Source organism: Ornithinimicrobium panacihumi (assembly GCF_052073805.1).
GTDB classification, from domain to species: domain Bacteria; phylum Actinomycetota; class Actinomycetes; order Actinomycetales; family Dermatophilaceae; genus Ornithinicoccus; species Ornithinicoccus panacihumi.
This window is the reverse complement of sequence record NZ_JBQGWG010000001.1, coordinates 152,860-170,197: the sequence shown is the minus strand read 5'-3', so window position 1 is coordinate 170,197 and position 17,338 is coordinate 152,860. Positions and strand designations below refer to the sequence as shown.

The 17,338-nt window shown below is 72.0% G+C and carries 16 protein-coding genes; 4 read left to right on the top strand and 12 right to left on the bottom strand.

What is annotated here, in order from left to right; all coding sequences use genetic code 11:
• Positions 1-11: 11 nt before the first annotated feature.
• The gene (gene ligA, locus ACTMMA_RS00750) at positions 12-2,132 is read right to left on the bottom strand and encodes an NAD-dependent DNA ligase LigA (protein WP_441188185.1); all 2,121 of its coding nucleotides are present in this window, start codon (positions 2,130-2,132) and stop codon (positions 12-14) included.
• Positions 2,133-2,315: 183 nt separating this feature from the next.
• Between ligA and ACTMMA_RS00745 the strand changes: the two genes are divergently transcribed.
• The 3 genes from ACTMMA_RS00745 to ACTMMA_RS00735 all read left to right on the top strand — a co-directional run bounded on the left by ACTMMA_RS00745 (position 2,316) and on the right by ACTMMA_RS00735 (position 4,815).
• Entirely contained in the window at positions 2,316-3,020 is a 705-nt protein-coding gene (locus ACTMMA_RS00745) for a hypothetical protein (RefSeq protein WP_441188184.1), read from the top strand.
• Positions 3,021-3,130: 110 nt separating this feature from the next.
• On the top strand, positions 3,131-3,844 hold the full coding sequence (locus ACTMMA_RS00740) for a response regulator transcription factor (protein WP_441188183.1): 714 nt from the start codon (positions 3,131-3,133) through the stop codon (positions 3,842-3,844).
• Positions 3,841-4,815, top strand: a complete 975-nt coding sequence (locus ACTMMA_RS00735; RefSeq protein WP_441188182.1) for a sensor histidine kinase — start codon at positions 3,841-3,843, stop codon at positions 4,813-4,815. Before ACTMMA_RS00740 ends, ACTMMA_RS00735 begins: the two co-directional genes overlap by 4 nt.
• 81 nt (positions 4,816-4,896) lie before the next feature.
• Here the strand turns inward: ACTMMA_RS00735 and ACTMMA_RS00730 are convergent, their stop codons facing one another.
• The 11 genes from ACTMMA_RS00730 to ACTMMA_RS00680 form a co-directional block, all read right to left on the bottom strand.
• The gene (locus ACTMMA_RS00730) at positions 4,897-5,268 is read right to left on the bottom strand and encodes a hypothetical protein (RefSeq protein WP_441188181.1); all 372 of its coding nucleotides are present in this window, start codon (positions 5,266-5,268) and stop codon (positions 4,897-4,899) included.
• Positions 5,269-5,348: 80 nt separating this feature from the next.
• Positions 5,349-6,203 carry a hypothetical protein gene (locus tag ACTMMA_RS00725; RefSeq protein ID WP_441188180.1) on the bottom strand — a complete coding sequence of 285 codons (855 nt, stop codon included), beginning with the start codon at positions 6,201-6,203 and terminating at the stop codon, positions 5,349-5,351.
• Positions 6,204-6,352: 149 nt separating this feature from the next.
• Positions 6,353-7,372 (bottom strand): uroporphyrinogen decarboxylase/cobalamine-independent methonine synthase family protein, encoded by a 1,020-nt coding sequence (locus ACTMMA_RS00720; RefSeq protein WP_441188179.1) that lies wholly within the window; start codon positions 7,370-7,372, stop codon positions 6,353-6,355.
• Between the two features lie 133 nt (positions 7,373-7,505).
• Positions 7,506-8,684, bottom strand: coding sequence for a tRNA 2-thiouridine(34) synthase MnmA (gene mnmA / locus ACTMMA_RS00715; RefSeq protein WP_441188178.1), 1,179 nt, complete (start codon positions 8,682-8,684; stop codon positions 7,506-7,508).
• 52 nt (positions 8,685-8,736) lie between these two features.
• The gene (locus ACTMMA_RS00710; RefSeq protein ID WP_441188177.1) at positions 8,737-9,939 is read right to left on the bottom strand and encodes a cysteine desulfurase family protein; all 1,203 of its coding nucleotides are present in this window, start codon (positions 9,937-9,939) and stop codon (positions 8,737-8,739) included.
• Between the two features lie 352 nt (positions 9,940-10,291).
• A complete protein-coding gene (locus ACTMMA_RS00705) occupies positions 10,292-11,251 on the bottom strand; it encodes an electron transfer flavoprotein subunit alpha/FixB family protein (RefSeq protein WP_441188176.1) in 960 nt (319 codons plus the stop codon).
• 30 nt (positions 11,252-11,281) lie between these two features.
• Complete coding sequence (locus tag ACTMMA_RS00700) at positions 11,282-12,061, bottom strand: electron transfer flavoprotein subunit beta/FixA family protein (protein ID WP_441188175.1); 780 nt, start codon at positions 12,059-12,061, stop codon at positions 11,282-11,284.
• 154 nt (positions 12,062-12,215) lie between these two features.
• Complete coding sequence (locus ACTMMA_RS00695; protein ID WP_441188174.1) at positions 12,216-13,004, bottom strand: hypothetical protein; 789 nt, start codon at positions 13,002-13,004, stop codon at positions 12,216-12,218.
• Complete coding sequence (locus ACTMMA_RS00690) at positions 13,001-13,354, bottom strand: PadR family transcriptional regulator (protein ID WP_441188173.1); 354 nt, start codon at positions 13,352-13,354, stop codon at positions 13,001-13,003. The genes ACTMMA_RS00695 and ACTMMA_RS00690 overlap by 4 nt, the downstream gene beginning before the upstream one ends.
• Before the next feature lie 304 nt (positions 13,355-13,658).
• Positions 13,659-14,459 carry an enoyl-CoA hydratase/isomerase family protein gene (locus ACTMMA_RS00685; RefSeq protein ID WP_441188172.1) on the bottom strand — a complete coding sequence of 267 codons (801 nt, stop codon included), beginning with the start codon at positions 14,457-14,459 and terminating at the stop codon, positions 13,659-13,661.
• Positions 14,456-15,091 (bottom strand): hypothetical protein, encoded by a 636-nt coding sequence (locus tag ACTMMA_RS00680; protein WP_441188171.1) that lies wholly within the window; start codon positions 15,089-15,091, stop codon positions 14,456-14,458. Before ACTMMA_RS00680 ends, ACTMMA_RS00685 begins: the two co-directional genes overlap by 4 nt.
• 79 nt (positions 15,092-15,170) lie before the next feature.
• On the opposite strand from ACTMMA_RS00680, the gene glgX reads away from it, so the two are divergent.
• On the top strand, positions 15,171-17,309 hold the full coding sequence (gene glgX / locus ACTMMA_RS00675; protein WP_441188170.1) for a glycogen debranching protein GlgX: 2,139 nt from the start codon (positions 15,171-15,173) through the stop codon (positions 17,307-17,309).
• Positions 17,310-17,338 lie beyond the last annotated feature (29 nt).

Genomic DNA, 17,338 nt, shown 5'->3' with positions numbered 1-17,338 from the left:
CAGGCGGGGGCTCAGTCCGGCGAGCCGGTCTCCAGCAGCCTGACGAACTGGGCCTCGTCCAGGGTCGGGACCCCGAGCTCCTCGGCCTTGTCGGCCTTGGACCCGGCGTTGGCGCCGACGACGACGAAGTCGGTCTTCTTGCTCACCGACCCGGCCGCCTTGCCGCCCCGGGCGATGATCGCCTCCTTGGAGGAGTCGCGGGAGAAGCCCTCCAGCGAGCCGGTCACCACGACCGTCCTGCCCTCCAGCGTCCGCTCCACCGACTCGTCCCGCTCGTCGGCCATCCGGACCCCGTCGGCCGCCCACCGGTCGACGATCTCGCGGTGCCAGTCGACGCCGAACCACTCCACCACCGACTCGGCGATGATCGCCCCCACGCCCTCGGTGGCGGCCAGCCGCTCCACGTCGGCCTCCCGGATCGCCTCCATCGAGCCGAACTCGGTGGCCAGCGCCCGCGCCGCGGTCGGCCCCACGTGCCGGATGGACAGCGCCACCAGGACCCGCCACAACGGCTGGGCCTTGGCCTGCTGGAGGTTGTCGACGAGCTTCTGCCCGTTGGCCGAGAGCACCCGACCGTCGGTCACGGCCTCCTGCGGGTCGGTCTTCTTCGCCGCCCTCGTGTAGAGCGGCACCTGCCTGATCTCGTCAGCGGTCAGGGAGAAGACGGTGGCCTCGTTGGTCAGCACGCCGGCGTCGAGCAGGGCGTTGACACCCTCCCCACCCAGTGCCTCGATGTCGAAAGCACCCCGGCTGGCCAGGGAGTAGAGCCGCTCGCGCAGCTGGGCCGGGCACTCCTTGGCGTTGGGGCAGCGCCAATCCTTGTCCCCCTCCTTCTGCTGGGCCAGCTCGGTCCCGCAGGCGGGGCAGTGCGTGGGGAAGACGAACGCCTTCTCCGACCCGTCGCGCAGGTCCACCACCGGGCCCAGGATCTCGGGGATGACGTCCCCGGCCTTGCGCAGCACGATCGTGTCCCCGATGAGCACGCCCTTGCGCTCGACCTCGTACTGGTTGTGCAGCGTGGCCCGCTCCACCGTCGACCCCGCCACCTGCACCGGCTCCATCAGCCCCCACGGCGTCACCCGCCCGGTGCGCCCCACGTCGACGCGGATGTCGAGGAGCTTGGTGGTGACCTCCTCGGGAGGATACTTGTAGGCGATCGCCCACCGTGGCGCACGCGAGGTCGACCCCAGGCGCCGCTGCACCTCCACCTCGTCGACCTTGACCACGACCCCGTCCAGCTCGTGCTCCACGTCGTGCCGGTGCTCGCCGTAGTAGGCGACGAACTCGCGCACCTCCTCCAGCGTCGGCACGACCTTGGCCCGCTGCGACACCGGCAGCCCCCAGCCGGCCAGCAGCTCGTAGGCCTGCGACTGACGGGTGATCTCAAAACCCTCCCGCGCCCCGATCCCGTGCACCAGCATCTGCAGCCCCCGCTGCGCGGTGATCCGGGGGTCCTTCTGCCGCAGCGACCCCGCCGCGGTGTTGCGCGGGTTGGCATAGGGCGCCTTGCCCGCCTCCACCAGCGCGGCGTTGAGCACCTCGAACTTCTCCGGCGGCAGGAAGACCTCGCCCCGCACCTCGACCAGACGCGGGACCGGCACCCCGTCCCCCGCCCCGGTGAGCTGGTGCGGCACCCCCTCGATGGTGCGCACGTTGAGCGTCACGTCCTCCCCCGTCCGCCCGTCGCCCCGGGTGAGGGCGCGGACCAGGCGACCCTCCTCATACAGCAGGTTGACCGCCAGGCCGTCGATCTTGAGCTCGCACAGGTAGGTGACCTCGACCCCGCCGGCCTCCCGCTCCACCCGGTCCGCCCAGGCGGTCAGCTCGTCCTCGGCGAAGGCGTTGTCCAGGCTGAGCATCCGCTCCAGGTGGTCGACCGCGGTGAACTCGGTCGAGAACGCCCCACCCACCAGCTGCGTGGGGCTGTCCGGCACCCGCAGCGCCGGATAGCTCTCCTCCAGCTCCTCCAGCTCGCGCAGCAGTGCGTCGAACTCGCCGTCGCTGATCGTCGGCGCGTCCTTGACGTAGTAGGCGAACTGGTGCCCGCGGATCTCCTCGGCCAGCTCGTCCCACCGGTGACGGGCCTCCTCGGGCAGGTCTGCGGTGGTCTCCGGGATGGTCGGCTCGCTCACCCGCACATCCTCTCAGGGGGCACCGACAGCACCCGGCCGCCACTCCGCATACCCCTCCTGACCTGGGGTGATGACAACCCCGCTCGACGGGTATGCGGTTCTCGTGCAACGTAGAGGGGAGTCGAGAGCGTCCTTATCCCCGTGCACCTGCCCCGACCGGGGCGAACGAGAGGCAGGACCGAGATGCGAGCACCACCTGGCAGGTCAGGGCGTGGCGGCACCGAGGTCGGGCCTGCGCTCGACACCGCCAAGTCCTACGTCTCGCGTCTCGTCGATGGCGACCACGAGGCCGCGGCGGAGCTGCTCAGCGAGGAGTCCTACGGGCTGGTGGGCGAGTATCTGCCCGAGGAGCCCTGGTTGCCGCAGCTGGTGCAGGACGTGACCACGAGGGGGGACACCGGGGAGGGGCCGCGCTGGTCCTCCTATCCCGCCTGGGAGGGCGCCGACGAGAGCACGCGCGTGGTGACCGTGCGCGGAGTGCGGTCCGACAGCTCACCCTTCTACTACGCCTTCGGCGCCCGCGAGGTCGACGGGCAGTGGGTCATCGACCAGGACCGGCTCGACACCGGCACCGGCGCTCCCTGGGTGCTCTTCCTCAACCCCACGATGGACGGCACCATCGACGAGGACGGCCCGCTGTCCTTCCGCGTCAGCAACGGGTCCGGGGCCCCGCAGAACGTGACCTTCCGGGTGAACGGCCACGCCGAGATCCGGGACCTGGAGGAGTCCGTGGACCAGAGAGGCATCGTCTTCAGCGAGCCGGAGGTCCGGTTCGGGATGCCGGGCGGCTATGTCGCGCTGGTCACCGGCCAGGGTTCGGGGGACGCGATGGCGGACATGGTGCGGGCGCACACCGTGACGTTCGTGGCCACCGAGAGCGACGGGTAGCCGCAGGACTGCGGCCCGCCCGGGAGCACGGGTCCGGAGCGGCCGTGGTCGGCGTCCAGCCGGCCGCGGCCGCTCCACGTCCGGCCGTCCCATCTCATACGGTGGGTCCCATGAGCGGCCAGCACGACGTCCTCCTCGTGGACGACGACGAGACGATCCGGGAGCACCTCCCCCCGGTGCTGCGCCGCAGCGGCCTGCAGGTGCGCTGCGCCTCCGACGGGGCCGAGGCGCTGCAGGAGATCGGCCGGCAGCGCCCCGACCTGGTCGTCCTGGACGTGATGATGCCCGTCCTGGACGGCCGCGAGACCCTGCGGCGGATCCGGGCCGAGCACGACTGGTTGCCGGTCATCCTCCTCACCCAGGTCGGGGAGTCCTTCGAGCGGGCCGCCGCCCTGGACGAGGGCGCCGACGACTATCTCAACAAGCCCTTCGACCCGCAGGAGCTGATGGCCCGCATCCGGGCCGTGCTGCGCCGCTCCACCTCCGGTCGCGCGCCCCTGTCGGCCTCGGAGAGCCTGCGCGCCGGCGAGCTGCGGATCGACCGGCCGGCCCGCCGGATCTGGCTGGGCGGCGTCGAGCAGTCGGTCACCCCCCGGGCGTTCGCGCTGCTGGAGTTCCTCATGTCCCGCCCCGACGAGGTGGTCAGCCGCGACCGGCTGCTGCAGTCGGTGTGGGGCTTCGACGCCATCGTGACCAGTCGCGCGGTCGACCACCGGGTCGCCGAGCTGCGCAAGGTCCTCGCTGACGCGGCCGACGACCCCACCTACCTGGAGACGGTCCAGGGCCTGGGCTACCGCTTCGTGCACCCGGTGGTGCGCGGATGAACGCCGGACCCGCGCCACGTCGGGCCTCGGGTCCGGACGCGGACCCCGCTCCACGCGTCCTTCTCGCCCGTCCCCTGCTGCTGGCGCTGCTCCCGCTGCTCGTGGGCCTCGTGGCCGCGCTGCTCTGGCAGCTCGCCGGGGAGTCGCGCCGCTACTACCTCACCGGGGGTATGCAGTGGCTCCCCCTGATCCTCGGAGCTCTCCTCAGCGGGGCGCTGCTCCTCTGGTCGGCCGCGACGCTGCGGGCCCGTCGCCAGGGCCGGGACGACCTGGCGAACGCCCTGGCCGACCGGGCCGCCCACCAGCGGCGGCTCCTGTCCCGCCTGGACCACGAGCTGAAGAACCCGATCCAGGGCATCCGCGCGGCGCTGGCCGACGAGCCGTCCGAGCAGCAGCTGACCAGCATCGACGTCCAGTCGCGGCGGCTGACCCGGTTGCTGAGCGACCTGCGCAAGGTCGGCGAGGTCGAGCACACCCCGCTGGAGCTGGGCCAGGTCGATCCGACCGCCCTGGTCGAGGAGGCCGTCGACGCGCTGCGCGAGCTGCCCGGCTCGGCGGACCGTCAGATCGTGCTGTCCCTCCCCCGGGCCCCCCGCCCCCTCCCGACGGTGACCGGCGACGACGACCTCCTCTTCCTGGCCGTCTCCAACCTGCTGGCCAACGCGGTCAAGTACTCCTCCCCCGGCGACACCGTCGAGGTCCGCGGCCGAGCGGAGGAGGGCTGGCTGGTCCTGGAGATCGCCGACACCGGCGCCGGCATCCCCGCCGACGAGCTCGACACCGTCTGGGAGGAGCTGGGCCGCGGGCGCGAGGCGCTGTCGACCTCGGTCGAGGGCTCAGGACTTGGCCTGCCGCTGGTGCGGGCCATCGCCCGTCGCCACGGCGGCCGCGCGACCCTCGAGTCCTGGCACGGGGAGGGCTCCACCGTGACCCTCCGCCTCCCCCTGGCCGGTCCGCCTGCGACCGGCTGACGTTGGGCACGCGGGCGACGGGCGGGGCGCCCCCCTCCAGCTTCGACGCCCCGCCCGCCTGTCTGTGACCGACCTGGGAGGTCAGTCGTTGCAGTTGCCCACGTAGCCGCGGTAGTCGGACTTGTGGACCCACTCGGTGCGGGTCTTGCCCACGTCGACCACCTTGCAGGTCCACGGGCTGTTGACCTCATGGATCCGGAAGACCTGCGGGACCCGGCAGTTGTTGGTGACGGTGGCCTCGACCCGCTTGCGGAAGAAGTCCCACCAGGCGCGGTACTCCCTGGCGCTGTACTTCACGCAGCTCGGCAACGAGCCCGTGCTGAGCTGGATCTGGGCCTGGTGGACACCACCTGCCGGGGTCGCCGAGGCGGACGCCCCGAGGCCGCCGAGGCCGATGGTGGCGGTCAGTGCCGCCGTGACGATGGAACGGGTGATGATGCTGTTTCTGGGCATGACGAGATGACCTTTCGTCGATCGGGTTGATGTGTTGTGAAGGGGTCTTCAGGGAAGGGGCGCCGGAGGACGCGTGCGGCTCAGCGCACGATCCAGAGCACCGGGTCGTCCCAGTAGGGGTTGTCGGTGGCGCTGCCGCCCCCGTCGGCGTAGTCGTCGCCGTTCCACACCACGGCGCCGATCTTCTCCCCGTCCGGCACGGCGAAGGCGTGGCAGTTGGTGGCCGTCTGACCCACGCCCTTCTCCTCGGGCATGTCGATCTGGCAGCCCGGCACGCCGGCGGACCACGTGGAGTTGATGACCGGGCTGAGCTCCCCGCCGGCCTCGTTGAGCGCACCCAGGCGCGGGATCATGTTGGCGTTCGGCTCGCCCTCGTAGGTGAGCCACTCGTGCTCGACCTGGACGAACCACGGCGTGTAGCCGGCGAAGTCCGCGGCGTTCTCGGCGTCGGCGAACAGGTCCGGGTCGCCGGGCTCGGCCGAGGTCACCGTGGTGGCCAGGGTCGCGTAGCCGAAGTACTCGTCGCCCTCCTCCCCGGGGGTCTGGACATGGGTGGTGACGGTGTCGCCGAGCTCGACCTCGGTGCCCGGCTCCGGGACCTCGCCGGAGGCCGTGCCACCGCCAGGGCCTCCGTCGCCCCCATCGTCGCCGCTCGAAGCGTCGGTCGGCTCCACCGCGGTGTCGTCAGCGGGGTCGTCAGCGGGGTCGTCGGCAGCGTCGTCCCCGGTCGACTCCTCGGTCGGCCCGTCCGCAGACTCGTCGTCCTCCGTGACCTCCTCCCCCGCGTCCTGCGTCTGCGCCGGCTCCTGCGTCTGCTCGACCGGCTCGGCCACCGGCGTCGTCGAGGGCTCGTCCACGATGCCGGCCTGACATCCGGCCAGCACGACGGCGGACATGGCTCCGGCCACGGCGAGCCTCAGGGTGGTCCTGCTCATGGTTCGTTCCTCCTGGATCTGGGTGGGTGCGACCCTTCGCCGCTCCCTCCCTGACGACGCTACGGAGCAGATGTCGCCCCATCATCGCGATCCTGTCGCAGCCCTGCGACATGACGTGGCAGGTCGGCGACGGCACGACCGGCCACCGCTCAGGCCCGCGCCACCTCCAGCAGCCGGGCCGCCGCGACCACCGTCGCCGCCGTCGTCTCCCGCGCGCCCGTAGGCGTGCTCCCCGCCAGCCCGCACGCCGGCGTCACCGTAACGCGCTCCAGCGTGGCCGGCTCGAGGCCCAGCTCGTGCCACCTGGTCACCAACGGATCGACGACCTGCGGGTATGCGGCACCGCGAGTTGCGCTCCCGGCCCCGGCTCCGGTCGGCAGGATCCCCGCCCACAGGTCGGTCCCCGCCTCGAACGCGGCCGCCACCTCCTCCCAGGTGGCGCCGTCGAGCTGGGCCAGGTCCAGGCTCAGCGCGCCTGCCCCGGCCTGGGCGAGCATCGCCGCAGGGGGCGTCGACGCGCAGGTGTGGACCGCAGTCCGGTCCGCCCCCGCCCCGCCGAGCACCTCCCGGAGCGCCGCCACGATCTCCCCACCCTCCGGCGTCCGCAGCACCCGGTAGCCGCTCTCGGAGCGGACCCGTCCCAGCGCCACCAGGGAGATCATCGGCTCGTCGAGCTGGAGCACCACCTCTGCTCCCGGGACCAACCGACGCACCGCGGCCACGTGCTGCGCCACGCCCTCCGCCAGCGAGCCCACGAGATCCCGGGTGGCGCCGGGGTCGGAGAGCACCCGGTCGCCCAGCGGCAGCCACACCGACGCGGCCAGCGTCCACGGCCCGGTGACCTGCACCTTCAGCGGGCCCGCATAACCGTCGAAGGCCTCGGCCAGCTCGTCCAGGTCCTGCCGCCACAGCGAGGCCGTCAGCTCGTGGTCCCGGCCGGGCCGGTCCACCAGGCGCCAGCCCTGCGGCTGCAGGTCGACAGGAAGGTCCACCAGCAGGTGCGCGGCCCGCCCGACCATGTCCGCACCCGGCCCCCGCGCGGGCAGCTCGGGCAGGTAGGGCAACCCCACGACCCCCTCGGGCAGCGCGCCCGCGAGCTCACCGCGGACGACCCGCAGCGCCTCCCGCACGTCCTCGCCGGGCCACGACCCGACACCCGTCGCCGTCACCACGTGCCGCTCACCATCTCGCCATCACCATGTCGTCACCATCGACCCTCACCGGTTGACCAGCATGCCCGCGACGTCACCGAGGACCACGCTGGAGACGAGCGCGGCCTGCGCAGGGCTCGGAGGGGCCGGGTCACCGCGGCCTCCTCCCGGTCTTGGAGATCGTGCCGGAGCCGACCACCCGGGTGCCGTCGTAGAGCACGACCGACTGCCCCGGCGCCACCCCGCGCACCCGCTCGGCCAGGTGCACCGTGAGGGAGCCCCCGCCCGTTCCGGCCGTCGGCGCCCCGTCACCCGGGTGCGCGGTCGCCTCCGGCCCCTCGGGTATGCGGTCTCCCGCCTCGATCCGGACCGTCGCCGGGTGCTCCTGGCCGTGCGCCCGGATCTGGGCGCCCAGGCTCAGCTCGCCCGTGGCCGGTGGCCCGCACCAGCGGACGTGGTCGGCGTGGATGACGTCCACCCCGAGGAGTTCCTCCGGGCCGACGACCACGGTGTTGGTGCGGGTGTCGGTGGAGAGGACATAGCGCTTGCTCCCGTCGGCGGGCGGGACCTTGAGGCCCAGCCCGCGGCGCTGGCCCACCGTGTAGCCGTGCGCACCACCGTGCTGCCCCAGGACCTCGCCGTGCTCGTCGACGATCGGGCCGGGCTCGGCGCCGAGCCGGCGGGACAGGAAGCCCCTGGTGTCGCCGTCGGCGATGAAGCAGATGTCGTGGCTGTCGGGCTTCCTGGCGATCGAGAAACCGCGCTGGCGCGCCTCCTCGCGGATCTGCGGCTTGGTGGTGTCACCCAGTGGGAAGAAGGCCCGCGCGAGCTGGTCCGCGTCCAGGACGCCGAGGACGTAGGACTGGTCCTTGGCCATGTCGACGGCCCGGTGCAGCTCGCGCCGGATGCCTTGCGGTGCAGCAGGATCGGCGACCTCGACGACCTGGGCGTAGTGACCGGTCGCGACGGCGTCGAAGCCGAGCGCCAGAGCCTTGTCCAGCAGCGCGGAGAACTTGATCTTCTCGTTGCAACGCAGGCACGGGTTGGGGGTGCGGCCGGCGGCGTACTCGCTGAAGAAGTCGTCGACGACGTCCTGCTTGAACCGCTCGGCCATGTCCCAGACGTAGAACGGGATGCCGAGCCGGTCGGCCACCCGACGGGCGTCCCCGGCGTCCTCGATGGTGCAGCAGCCGCGGGCGCTCTCGCGCAGGGTGGCCGCGGACTGGGCGAGGGCCAGGTGCACGCCGACGACCTCGTGCCCGGCGTCGAGCATCCGGGCGGCGGCGACGGCGGAGTCCACTCCCCCGCTCATGGCGGCGACGACGCGCATCAGCAGACCCCCTTCACCCCGGCGATGGCGCCGCTGACCACGGTGGTCCGCGTCACGACGCGGCCCTCGCGAGGCGGGCGCGCTCCAGGACCTGTGGGAGCGCGGCGAGGAAGGCGTCGACATCGGCCTCGGAGGACGTGCGGCCCAGGGTGAGGCGCAGCGCCCCTCGTGCCAGGTCCTCGGGCACGCCGCAGGCGAGCAGGACGTGGCTGGGGCGGGTGACCCCGGCGGTGCAGGCAGAGCCCGCAGAGGCCGCGATGCCGGCTGCGTCGAGCAGGTAGAGCAGGGAGTCGCTGTCGGCGCCGGGGATCTGGAGATGGGCGTTGCCCGGGAGCCTCCGGGTCGTGTCACCCTCGGCCCACGGGCCGCTGACCCGGATCGTGGGGTCGATCTCGAGCGCCCCCCGGATGAGGCGGTCGCGCAGCTGCGCGAGGCGGGTGGCGTGCTCGCCCTGGTGCGTGACGGCATACCTGATGGCCGTGGCGAGGCCGGCGACGGCGGGGGTCGGGACCGTCCCGGAGCGCAGCGAGCGCTCCTGGCCGCCGCCGTGCACGAGCGGGACCGGTGCCTGGTCGCGGCCCACCGTCAGCACCCCCACCCCGACCGGACCGCCGATCTTGTGGCCGGTGACGACGCCCAGGTCGACCGCGGAAAGGTCGAGGGGCAGCTGGCCGAGCGCCTGGACGGCGTCGGAGTGGACGGGGATGCTGTGCTCGTGAGCCCGGGCGGCGAGCTCGGGGACGCGCTGCACGGTGCCGATCTCGTTGTTGGCCCACATGAGGCTGACGAGGGCGACGGTGCCCGGGCCGCCGTCGGCCGCCAGCGCGGCATCGAGCTCCTCCGGCGTGATGACACCGTCGCCGTCGGGCTCGAGGAAGGTCACGCGCGCGCCGGCCGTCTTCACGAGGTGCTCCACCGGGTCGAGGACGGCGTGGTGCTCAAGGCCGCTGACGACGATCCGGTCCCGGCGCGGGTCGGCGGCGACGCGCGCCGCATACGTCCCCTTCAGGGCGAGGTTGTCGCCCTCGGTGCCCCCGGAGGTCAGGACGACCTCGGAGGGGTGCAACCCCAGCGCGTCGGCGATGTCCTCGCGCGACTCCTCGACGACGCGGCGGGCGGCCCGGCCCGGGGCGTGGGTCGAGGAGGCGTTGCCCAGTGCGTGGTCACGCATCGTCCCCGCGACGACCTCGACGACCTCGGCCAGCACCGGCGTGGTCGCGGCATGGTCGAGGTAGGTGGAGGGCTGGGTAGGCATCACCTGAGTCTAGATCGCGAGCTGCCGCCCGACCCAGTCCGCGGCGGGCCACCCCGATCTGGTTGACCCGCCAGATACCGGCCCAACCGGCCGGTTATAACTGGCCGGTCGGGCCGGTATCTGGCCGGTCGGGCCGGTATCTGGCCGGTCGGGCGGGCATCTGGCCGGTCGGGCCGGTATCTGGCCGGTTGCTGACGGTTGGCCCCGGTCTGGGCGACACCTGGCCGGCCGGCCCCGGTCTGGGTGACACCTGGCCGGTTGGCCACAGTCTCGGTAGGCCCCGCCGGCCCGCAGACGTGAGGACGGCCGCCCGTGCCTGGCACGAACGACCGTCCTGACGGTGAGCGAGAGGTCAGCCCTTGCGGTTCTGCACCTCGGTGGTGGCCTGGGGCAGCACCGAGAAGAGGTCACCGACGACGCCGTAGTCGACCAGCTCGAAGATCGGGGCCTCGGGGTCCTTGTTGACCGCGACGATCGTCTTGGAGGTCTGCATGCCCGCGCGGTGCTGGATCGCACCGGAGATGCCGGCCGCGACGTAGAGCTGCGGGGACACCTGCACACCGGTCTGGCCGACCTGGGAGGCGTGGGGATACCAGCCCGCGTCGACCGCGGCGCGCGAGGCACCGACGGCGGCACCGAGAGAGTCGGCGAACTGCTCGACCGGGCCGAAGTCACCACCGGTGCCACGGCCACCGGAGACCACGATCGCGGCCTCGGTCAGCTGCGGGCGACCCGAGGAGGCCTTCTCCTTGCGCTCGGTGATCCTGGCGGAGGTGGCCAGCTCGGAGAGCTGGACCTCGACCGCCTCGTCGGCAGCTGCGCCCTGCGCCTCGGCCGGCTCGATCGAGTTGGGCTTCAGGGTGACGATCGGGCTGCCCTGGGTCACCGTGGAGGTGACCGTGTAGGACCCGGCGAAGACCGACTGGACGGTCTTGACGCCACCGCCGTCGCCCGGCTGGACGTCGACCGCGTCGGTGATCAGACCCGAGGAGGTCTTGATCGCCAGACGACCGGCGATCTCCTTGCCGTCGTTGGAGGCCGGCAGCAGGACCGCGGCGGCACCGGTCTTCTCGACCAGCTGGGCCAGCGCCTCGGCGACCGGGACCACCAGGTGGTCGGTGTAGTCGGCGCCGTCGAGGTGGTAGACCTTGGCCGCACCGAAGCGTGCCAGGAAGTCACGGGCGGCGTCGAGGCCGGAGCCCACGAACACCGCGGAGGGCTCGCCCAGGCGGGCGGCCGCGGTCAGGGCCTCGGCGGTGGACTTGCGGACGTCTCCGTCGACGTGGTCGACCAGGACGAGAACTTCAGCCATTGTCATTGACTCCTATCGGCTCTGGGCGACTCAGACGAACTTGCGGGAGGCCAGGAACTCGGCCAGGGCCTTGCCGCCCTCGCCCTCGTCGGTGACGACCTCACCCTTGCTGCGCGGCGGGCGGGCCTCGACGGACTCGACCTTGGACCAGGCGGCGTCCAGGCCGACCTGGCCGGCGTCGACACCCAGGTCGGCCAGCGACCAGGTCTCGATCGGCTTCTTCTTGGCCGCCATGATCCCCTTGAAGGACGGGTAGCGCGGCTCGTTGATCTGGTCGGTGACCGAGACGACCGCCGGCAGCGAGGCCTGCACGGTCTCGGAGGCGTCGGCGTTGTCGCGACGGATCGAGACGTTGCCGCCCTCGACGGTCAGCTCGGAGGCGAAGGTGACCTGCGGCAGGCCGAGGCGCTCGGCGAGCATCGCCGGGACCACGCTCATCGTGCCGTCGGTGGACGCCAGACCGGTCAGGACCAGGTCGACCGGCCCCAGCTTCTCGATGGCCTTCGCCAGGACGAGCGAGGTCGCGACGGCGTCGGAGCCGGCGATCGCCTCGTCGGTGATCAGGACACCCTTGTCGGCGCCCATCTGGAGGCCCTTCTTCAGCGCGGTGGCGGCGTCGTCCGGGCCCATGGTCAGGACGGTCACCTCACCCTCGCCGGCCTCGACGATCTTGAGGGCCTCCTCCACCGCATACTCGTCCAGCTCGGAGAGCAGGCCGTCGACGGCCTCGCGGTCGGTGGTGTTGTCGGCCTCGAAGGTGCGGTCGCCCTGGGCGTCCGGCACATACTTCACACAGACGACGATGTTCACGTGTCACGTCCTCGTGGTAGGGGCTTGTTGACCTCATCTTTGCACCTGCCGCAGGGTCATCCCTAAACGGGGGACCCTGCGGCGGGTATGCGGTTCCCGCGCGGCCGAGCGCACGGCTGGGTGCACGGTTGAGCCCGGAACCGGGGAGGGCGCGTCAGCCGCTCACCTGGTGGAGGACCCACGTGAAGCCCAGGAGCAGCAGGGTCATCAGCGGGAGCACCAGGGCGCTGGTGGCCCGGGCCCGAATACCGTTGCCCGGCTGGGTGCCGGGAGCGGTGATCTCATCTGTGCCGTCCCCGTCGTTCCAGGCGATGACGGTGCTCAGGACGATGAGGACGAGCGCCCCGATCGCGGCCGGCGCGACGGGCAGCTCCAGCAGCGGCTTGGCGAAGAGGAGGAAGATGCCGACGAGCACGCCGATCAGCACCGGTGGCACGACGAGGGCGAGCCACTGCCGCTCCAAGAGCTGACGCAGCACCCCGGTGAACAGGATCGCGGCGAGCAGCGCCAGGAGCAGCACGCCACCGATGACGTCCCCCACGGTGAAGGCCACCGGCACGCCCTCCAGCCAGCTGGTGAAGGTGCGGGCCGCCAGCAGCATCCCTACCAGCCCGAGCACCATGCCCACGACCATGGCGGGGGTCACGACCCCGGAGCTGCGGACCCGGCCCGCCACCTCGGCGATGCGAGCGGCGTAGCCCTTGGCATCACCGAAAGCCTCCTGGGCGCTCTCCCCCGAGTCCACGACGTGCGTCTCGACGGTCATCAGGGCATCCCCGATCCGGTCGCCGGGCACGTCACGCAGCCGCAGCTCGAGGATGAAGTCGTCGCGCCAGTCCTTGTCGACGTGCGGCGCGATGCGTCCCGGGTCGGGGATGAGTCCACCCCGCCTGGTGCCCTTGCCCCTGATGTCCTTGCCCTTGATGTCCTGGATGTCGTTCATGAGGCCCTCCCTGCGGTGGTGGCGCCGTCGGTCAGCGCGCGCGTGATGGTGGTGAAGTCGGCCCAGCGAGCTGCCTGCCCCTGCGCCTCGTGCCGCCCCTGCTCGGTCAGGGCGAAGTACTTGCGGCCGGGGCCGCCGTCGCCGGGCCGCCATTCGACCTTGACGTGTCCTGCCTCCTCGAGACGACCGAGCAGCGGGTAGAGGGTGCCTCCCTTGACCGTGCCCAGGCCGGCCTCGTCGAGGCGCTGGGTGATCGCGTAGCCGTAGCTGGGCCCGTCGAGCAGGATGCGCAGCACGCACACCCCGAGCACTCCGCGCAGCCACTCGCTCGGCCACTGTTCCGCATTCATGACTAGATCGTATCCCTGACTAGTCAGATACGTCAACTAGTCCGAAATTCTAGTTCCGGGCGGACCGGGGCCGCGCGTCGATCTGTCGGCCGGTGAGTGATCCGTCGTCCGGTTCTTTCCGGACGACGGATCACTCACCGGCCGATGGTCCGTGAGAGGGCGTCGCTCAGAGCCGTGTGGAGACGGACGGTGGCTCTGCTGACAGGCCGAAGGCCGGGCCCCGTGCGGGACCCGGCCTTCGGCACGGTTCATGGTCGGTGGTCGCGGCGGTGGCGCTGGCCCGCGCGGGCGACTCCCTGAGGCGTCAGCGCCCCTCGAAGGACGCCTTCCCCGGGCCGTCCTTGACGAAGGAGGTCATCCCGATCTCGCGGTCCTTGGTGGCGAAGACGCCGGCGAACTGCATGGCCTCGATCGCCAGACCGGTCTCGAGGTCCCCGTCCAGGCCGCGGTCGATGGCCTCCTTGGCGGCGCGCAGCGCGAACGCCGGGCCGTGGACGTAGCGCTGGACCATGGCCACCGCGGTCTCGTGGGCGCTGCCAGGAGGGCAGACGTCGTCGACCAGGCCGATGGCCATGGCCTCGTTGGCGTCGATCATCCGGCCGGTGTAGACGAGGTCCTTGGCCTTGGACACACCGACGAGGCGGGCCAGGCGCTGGCTGCCGCCGGCACCGGGGATGACGCCGAGCAGGATCTCCGGCTGGCCGAGCTTGGCGTCGACCGCCGCGACCCGGAAGTCGGCGCACATGGCCAGCTCGTTGCCGGCACCCAGCGCGTAGCCCTCGATCGCCGCGACCACCGGCTTGGGGATGCGGGCGACCTCGGTGAAGGCGGCCTGGATCAGCGGCGCGCGCTCCACCATGTCGGTGTAGCTCATCGCCTGCATCTCCTTGATGTCCGCCCCGGCCGCGAAGACCTTCTCTCCGCCGTAGAGGACGACGGCGGCGACCTCGGGGTCGGCCCCCACGATGCGGGCGGCCTCGCCGAGGGCGTCCTGCACCTCGATCGAGAGCGGGTTCATCTTGGGCCGGTCGATGCGGATCGTGGCGATGCTCGAGTCGATCTCGATGCGGACGAACTCGCTGGCGGTCTCGACCACGCGGCTCATGGCTGGTCCGTCCCCTCCGGACGTCCGCCCTCGGTGGAAGGGTCAGAGGCACCAGACGCGTCCGGGGCGCCCGCATCGCCAGCTGCAGCACCACCACCGGCGCGACCGGCGTTGCCGATCGAAAGCCAGGGGCCGACCTCGGTGCCCTCGGGGGCGTCCTCGGGCAGCTGCGGGTCCTCGCCGGCCTCGACGGCGGCCTTGGCCTGGACGTTGCGGTGCCACAGGCCGAGGGCCTGCAGGATCAGGCCGGTCGCGATCTGGACCTTGGCCTTCGGGCTCTCCTGGCGGGTGATGATCTGCTCCACGGCCAGGACGAGGTGGCCGTTGGCGATGCCGGACTTGACCAGGTTGACGCCCAGGGTGATGTCGTTGCAGCCGTTGAGGCGGGTGAGCATGTCGGCGGGGATCGTGTCGGCGATCACCCACTGGCCGAAGACCCGCATGATGTCGAACTGCTCGCCCGGCACGACCTTGACGAAGAGCTTCTGGTCGCGGACGACGAAGGCGACGTCGCCCTCACCGTCGAGGTTGGGCTGCAGCTGCAGGTCCACGAGCGCATCGAGGACCCTGCCGGTCAGCGGACGGTCCTCCGGCGGGGGCGGGAAGTTGGGCAGCGACGTCGGATCAGTCATAGCCCCAAACTACCTGCCTGACCGGTTCGCGCCGAGCCTCCGTCCGCACTCTGCGCGCTGGGCATAATCTTGGACCGCCATGTCTCCCCCCTTCCACCCCCGCCGCAGCACCGACACGCCCCCGCCCCTGGGCATCACCCGCAACGGCGCGGGCACCGAGATCGCCGTGCTGGCCCGCCATGCCACCGGCGTGGAGGTCTGCATCTTCGACGGCGACGGCGAGCGCCGGATCCCGCTGACCCGCAATGCCTACGGCATCTGGTGGGACACCGTCGAGGAGCTCACGCCCGGCACCCGCTACGGCCTGCGGGTCGACGGCCCGTGGGAGCCCTACGAGGGCCACCGCCACAACCGCGACAAGCTCCTGCTCGACCCCTACGGCCAGTCCGTGGACGGCTCCGTCGAGTGGGCCCCCGAGCTCTACGGCCACACCGTCGACAAGCACGGCCACGGCGACCCGGAGCTGCGCGACGCCCGCGACAGCGCCGCATACCTGCCCCGCAACGTCGTCGTCGACCACGACTCCTTCGACTGGGGCGAGGACCGCCTGCCCACGACCCGCTGGACCGACACGGTCATCTACGAGGCCCACGTCAAGGGGCTGACGATGCGCCATCCGGACGTCCCTCCCGAACTGCGGGGCACGTATGCGGCGCTCGGTCACCCCGCGGTGATCGACCACCTCCTCTCCCTGGGCGTCACCTCCGTGGAGCTGCTGCCGATCCACGCCTACGCCTCCGAGCCGGCGCTGGTGCGCCAGGGTCTGGTCAACTACTGGGGCTACAACACGCTCGGCTTCTTCGCCCCGCACCCGGGGTATGCAGCAGCGAAGGACCCCCAGGGCGTGGTCGACGAGGTCAAGGGCGCGGTCAAGGCCCTGCACGCCGCCGGCCTGGAGGTCCTCCTCGACGTCGTCTACAACCACACGGCCGAGCAGAGCGCCTGGTCGGGCCCGACGTTGTCCTGGCGCGGCATCGACAACCGGACCTACTACCGGCTCGACGCGCGCGGACGGGACATCGACGTCACGGGCTGCGGCAACACCCTCGACCTGCGCCAGCCGATGGTGGCCAGGATGGTGCTGGACAGCCTGCGCCACTGGGTGGACGAGTACCACGTCGACGGCTTCCGCTTCGACCTCGCACCGGCCCTGGCCCGGGGCAAGGACGACGCCTACGACCGCGACCACGCCTTCCACGTCGCGCTGCAGACCGATCCCGTCCTCTCCCGCGTCAAGCTGATCGCCGAGCCGTGGGACGTCGGGGTGCACGGCTGGCGCACCGGACAGTTCCCGGCGCCCTTCGCCGAGTGGAACGACCGCTACCGCGACTCGGCCCGCTCCTTCTGGCTGGCCGACGTGGGCCGCCAGCTGGCCGGCCGCCCCGGGCACGGCGTGCGCGAGCTGGCCACCCGCCTGGCGGGCTCGGCCGACCTGTTCACCGAGGAGAACCGCGGCCCCATCGCCTCGGTCAACTTCGTCACCGCCCACGACGGCTTCACGATGGCCGACCTGACGGCCTACGAGCAGAAGGACAACTACGCCAACGGCGAGGACAACCGCGACGGCCACGGCGACAACAGGTCGTGGAACCACGGCGTCGAGGGCCCGACCGACGACCCGACGGTGCTGGCCAACCGCAACCGGTCGATCCGCAACCTCATGGCCACCCTCTTGATGTCGACGGGCGTGCCGATGGTGCTGGCCGGTGACGAGATGGGCCGCACGCAGGACGGCAACAACAACGCCTACTGCCAGGACAACCAGATCACCTGGTTGCGCTGGGACCTCAAGCCCTGGCAGGAGGACCTCCTGGCCGACACCCGCGAGCTGGTGGCGCTCCGCCGCGAGCTGCACGCCCTGCGCCCACGGCAGTTCCCCCTCTTCGACGCCCAGCCCGGGCGCACCCGCCTGCGGTGGTTCGACGAGTGGGCCGGGGTGCTGGGCGAGGAGGACTGGCTGGACCCGTGGCGACGCAACGTCGTGGCGGTCCACGACACCCTGCACCACGGCGAGGGCCGTCAGGCCGTCGCCCTGGTGCTCAACGCCGGCCCCGACCGGCTCGAGATCGTCGCACCGCGCATCGACGGCGTGGCGGGATGGCGGGTGCGCTGGAGCAGCGAGGCGGACCGCCACGGCGCCCCGGAGGTCTGCGAGCCCGGCCAGGCGATGACCGTCGGCGCCTCCAGCTTCACGGTGCTCGTGGCCGATCTGGGGTGACATGCTGCCGGGGCCCGATCCCAGGTAGC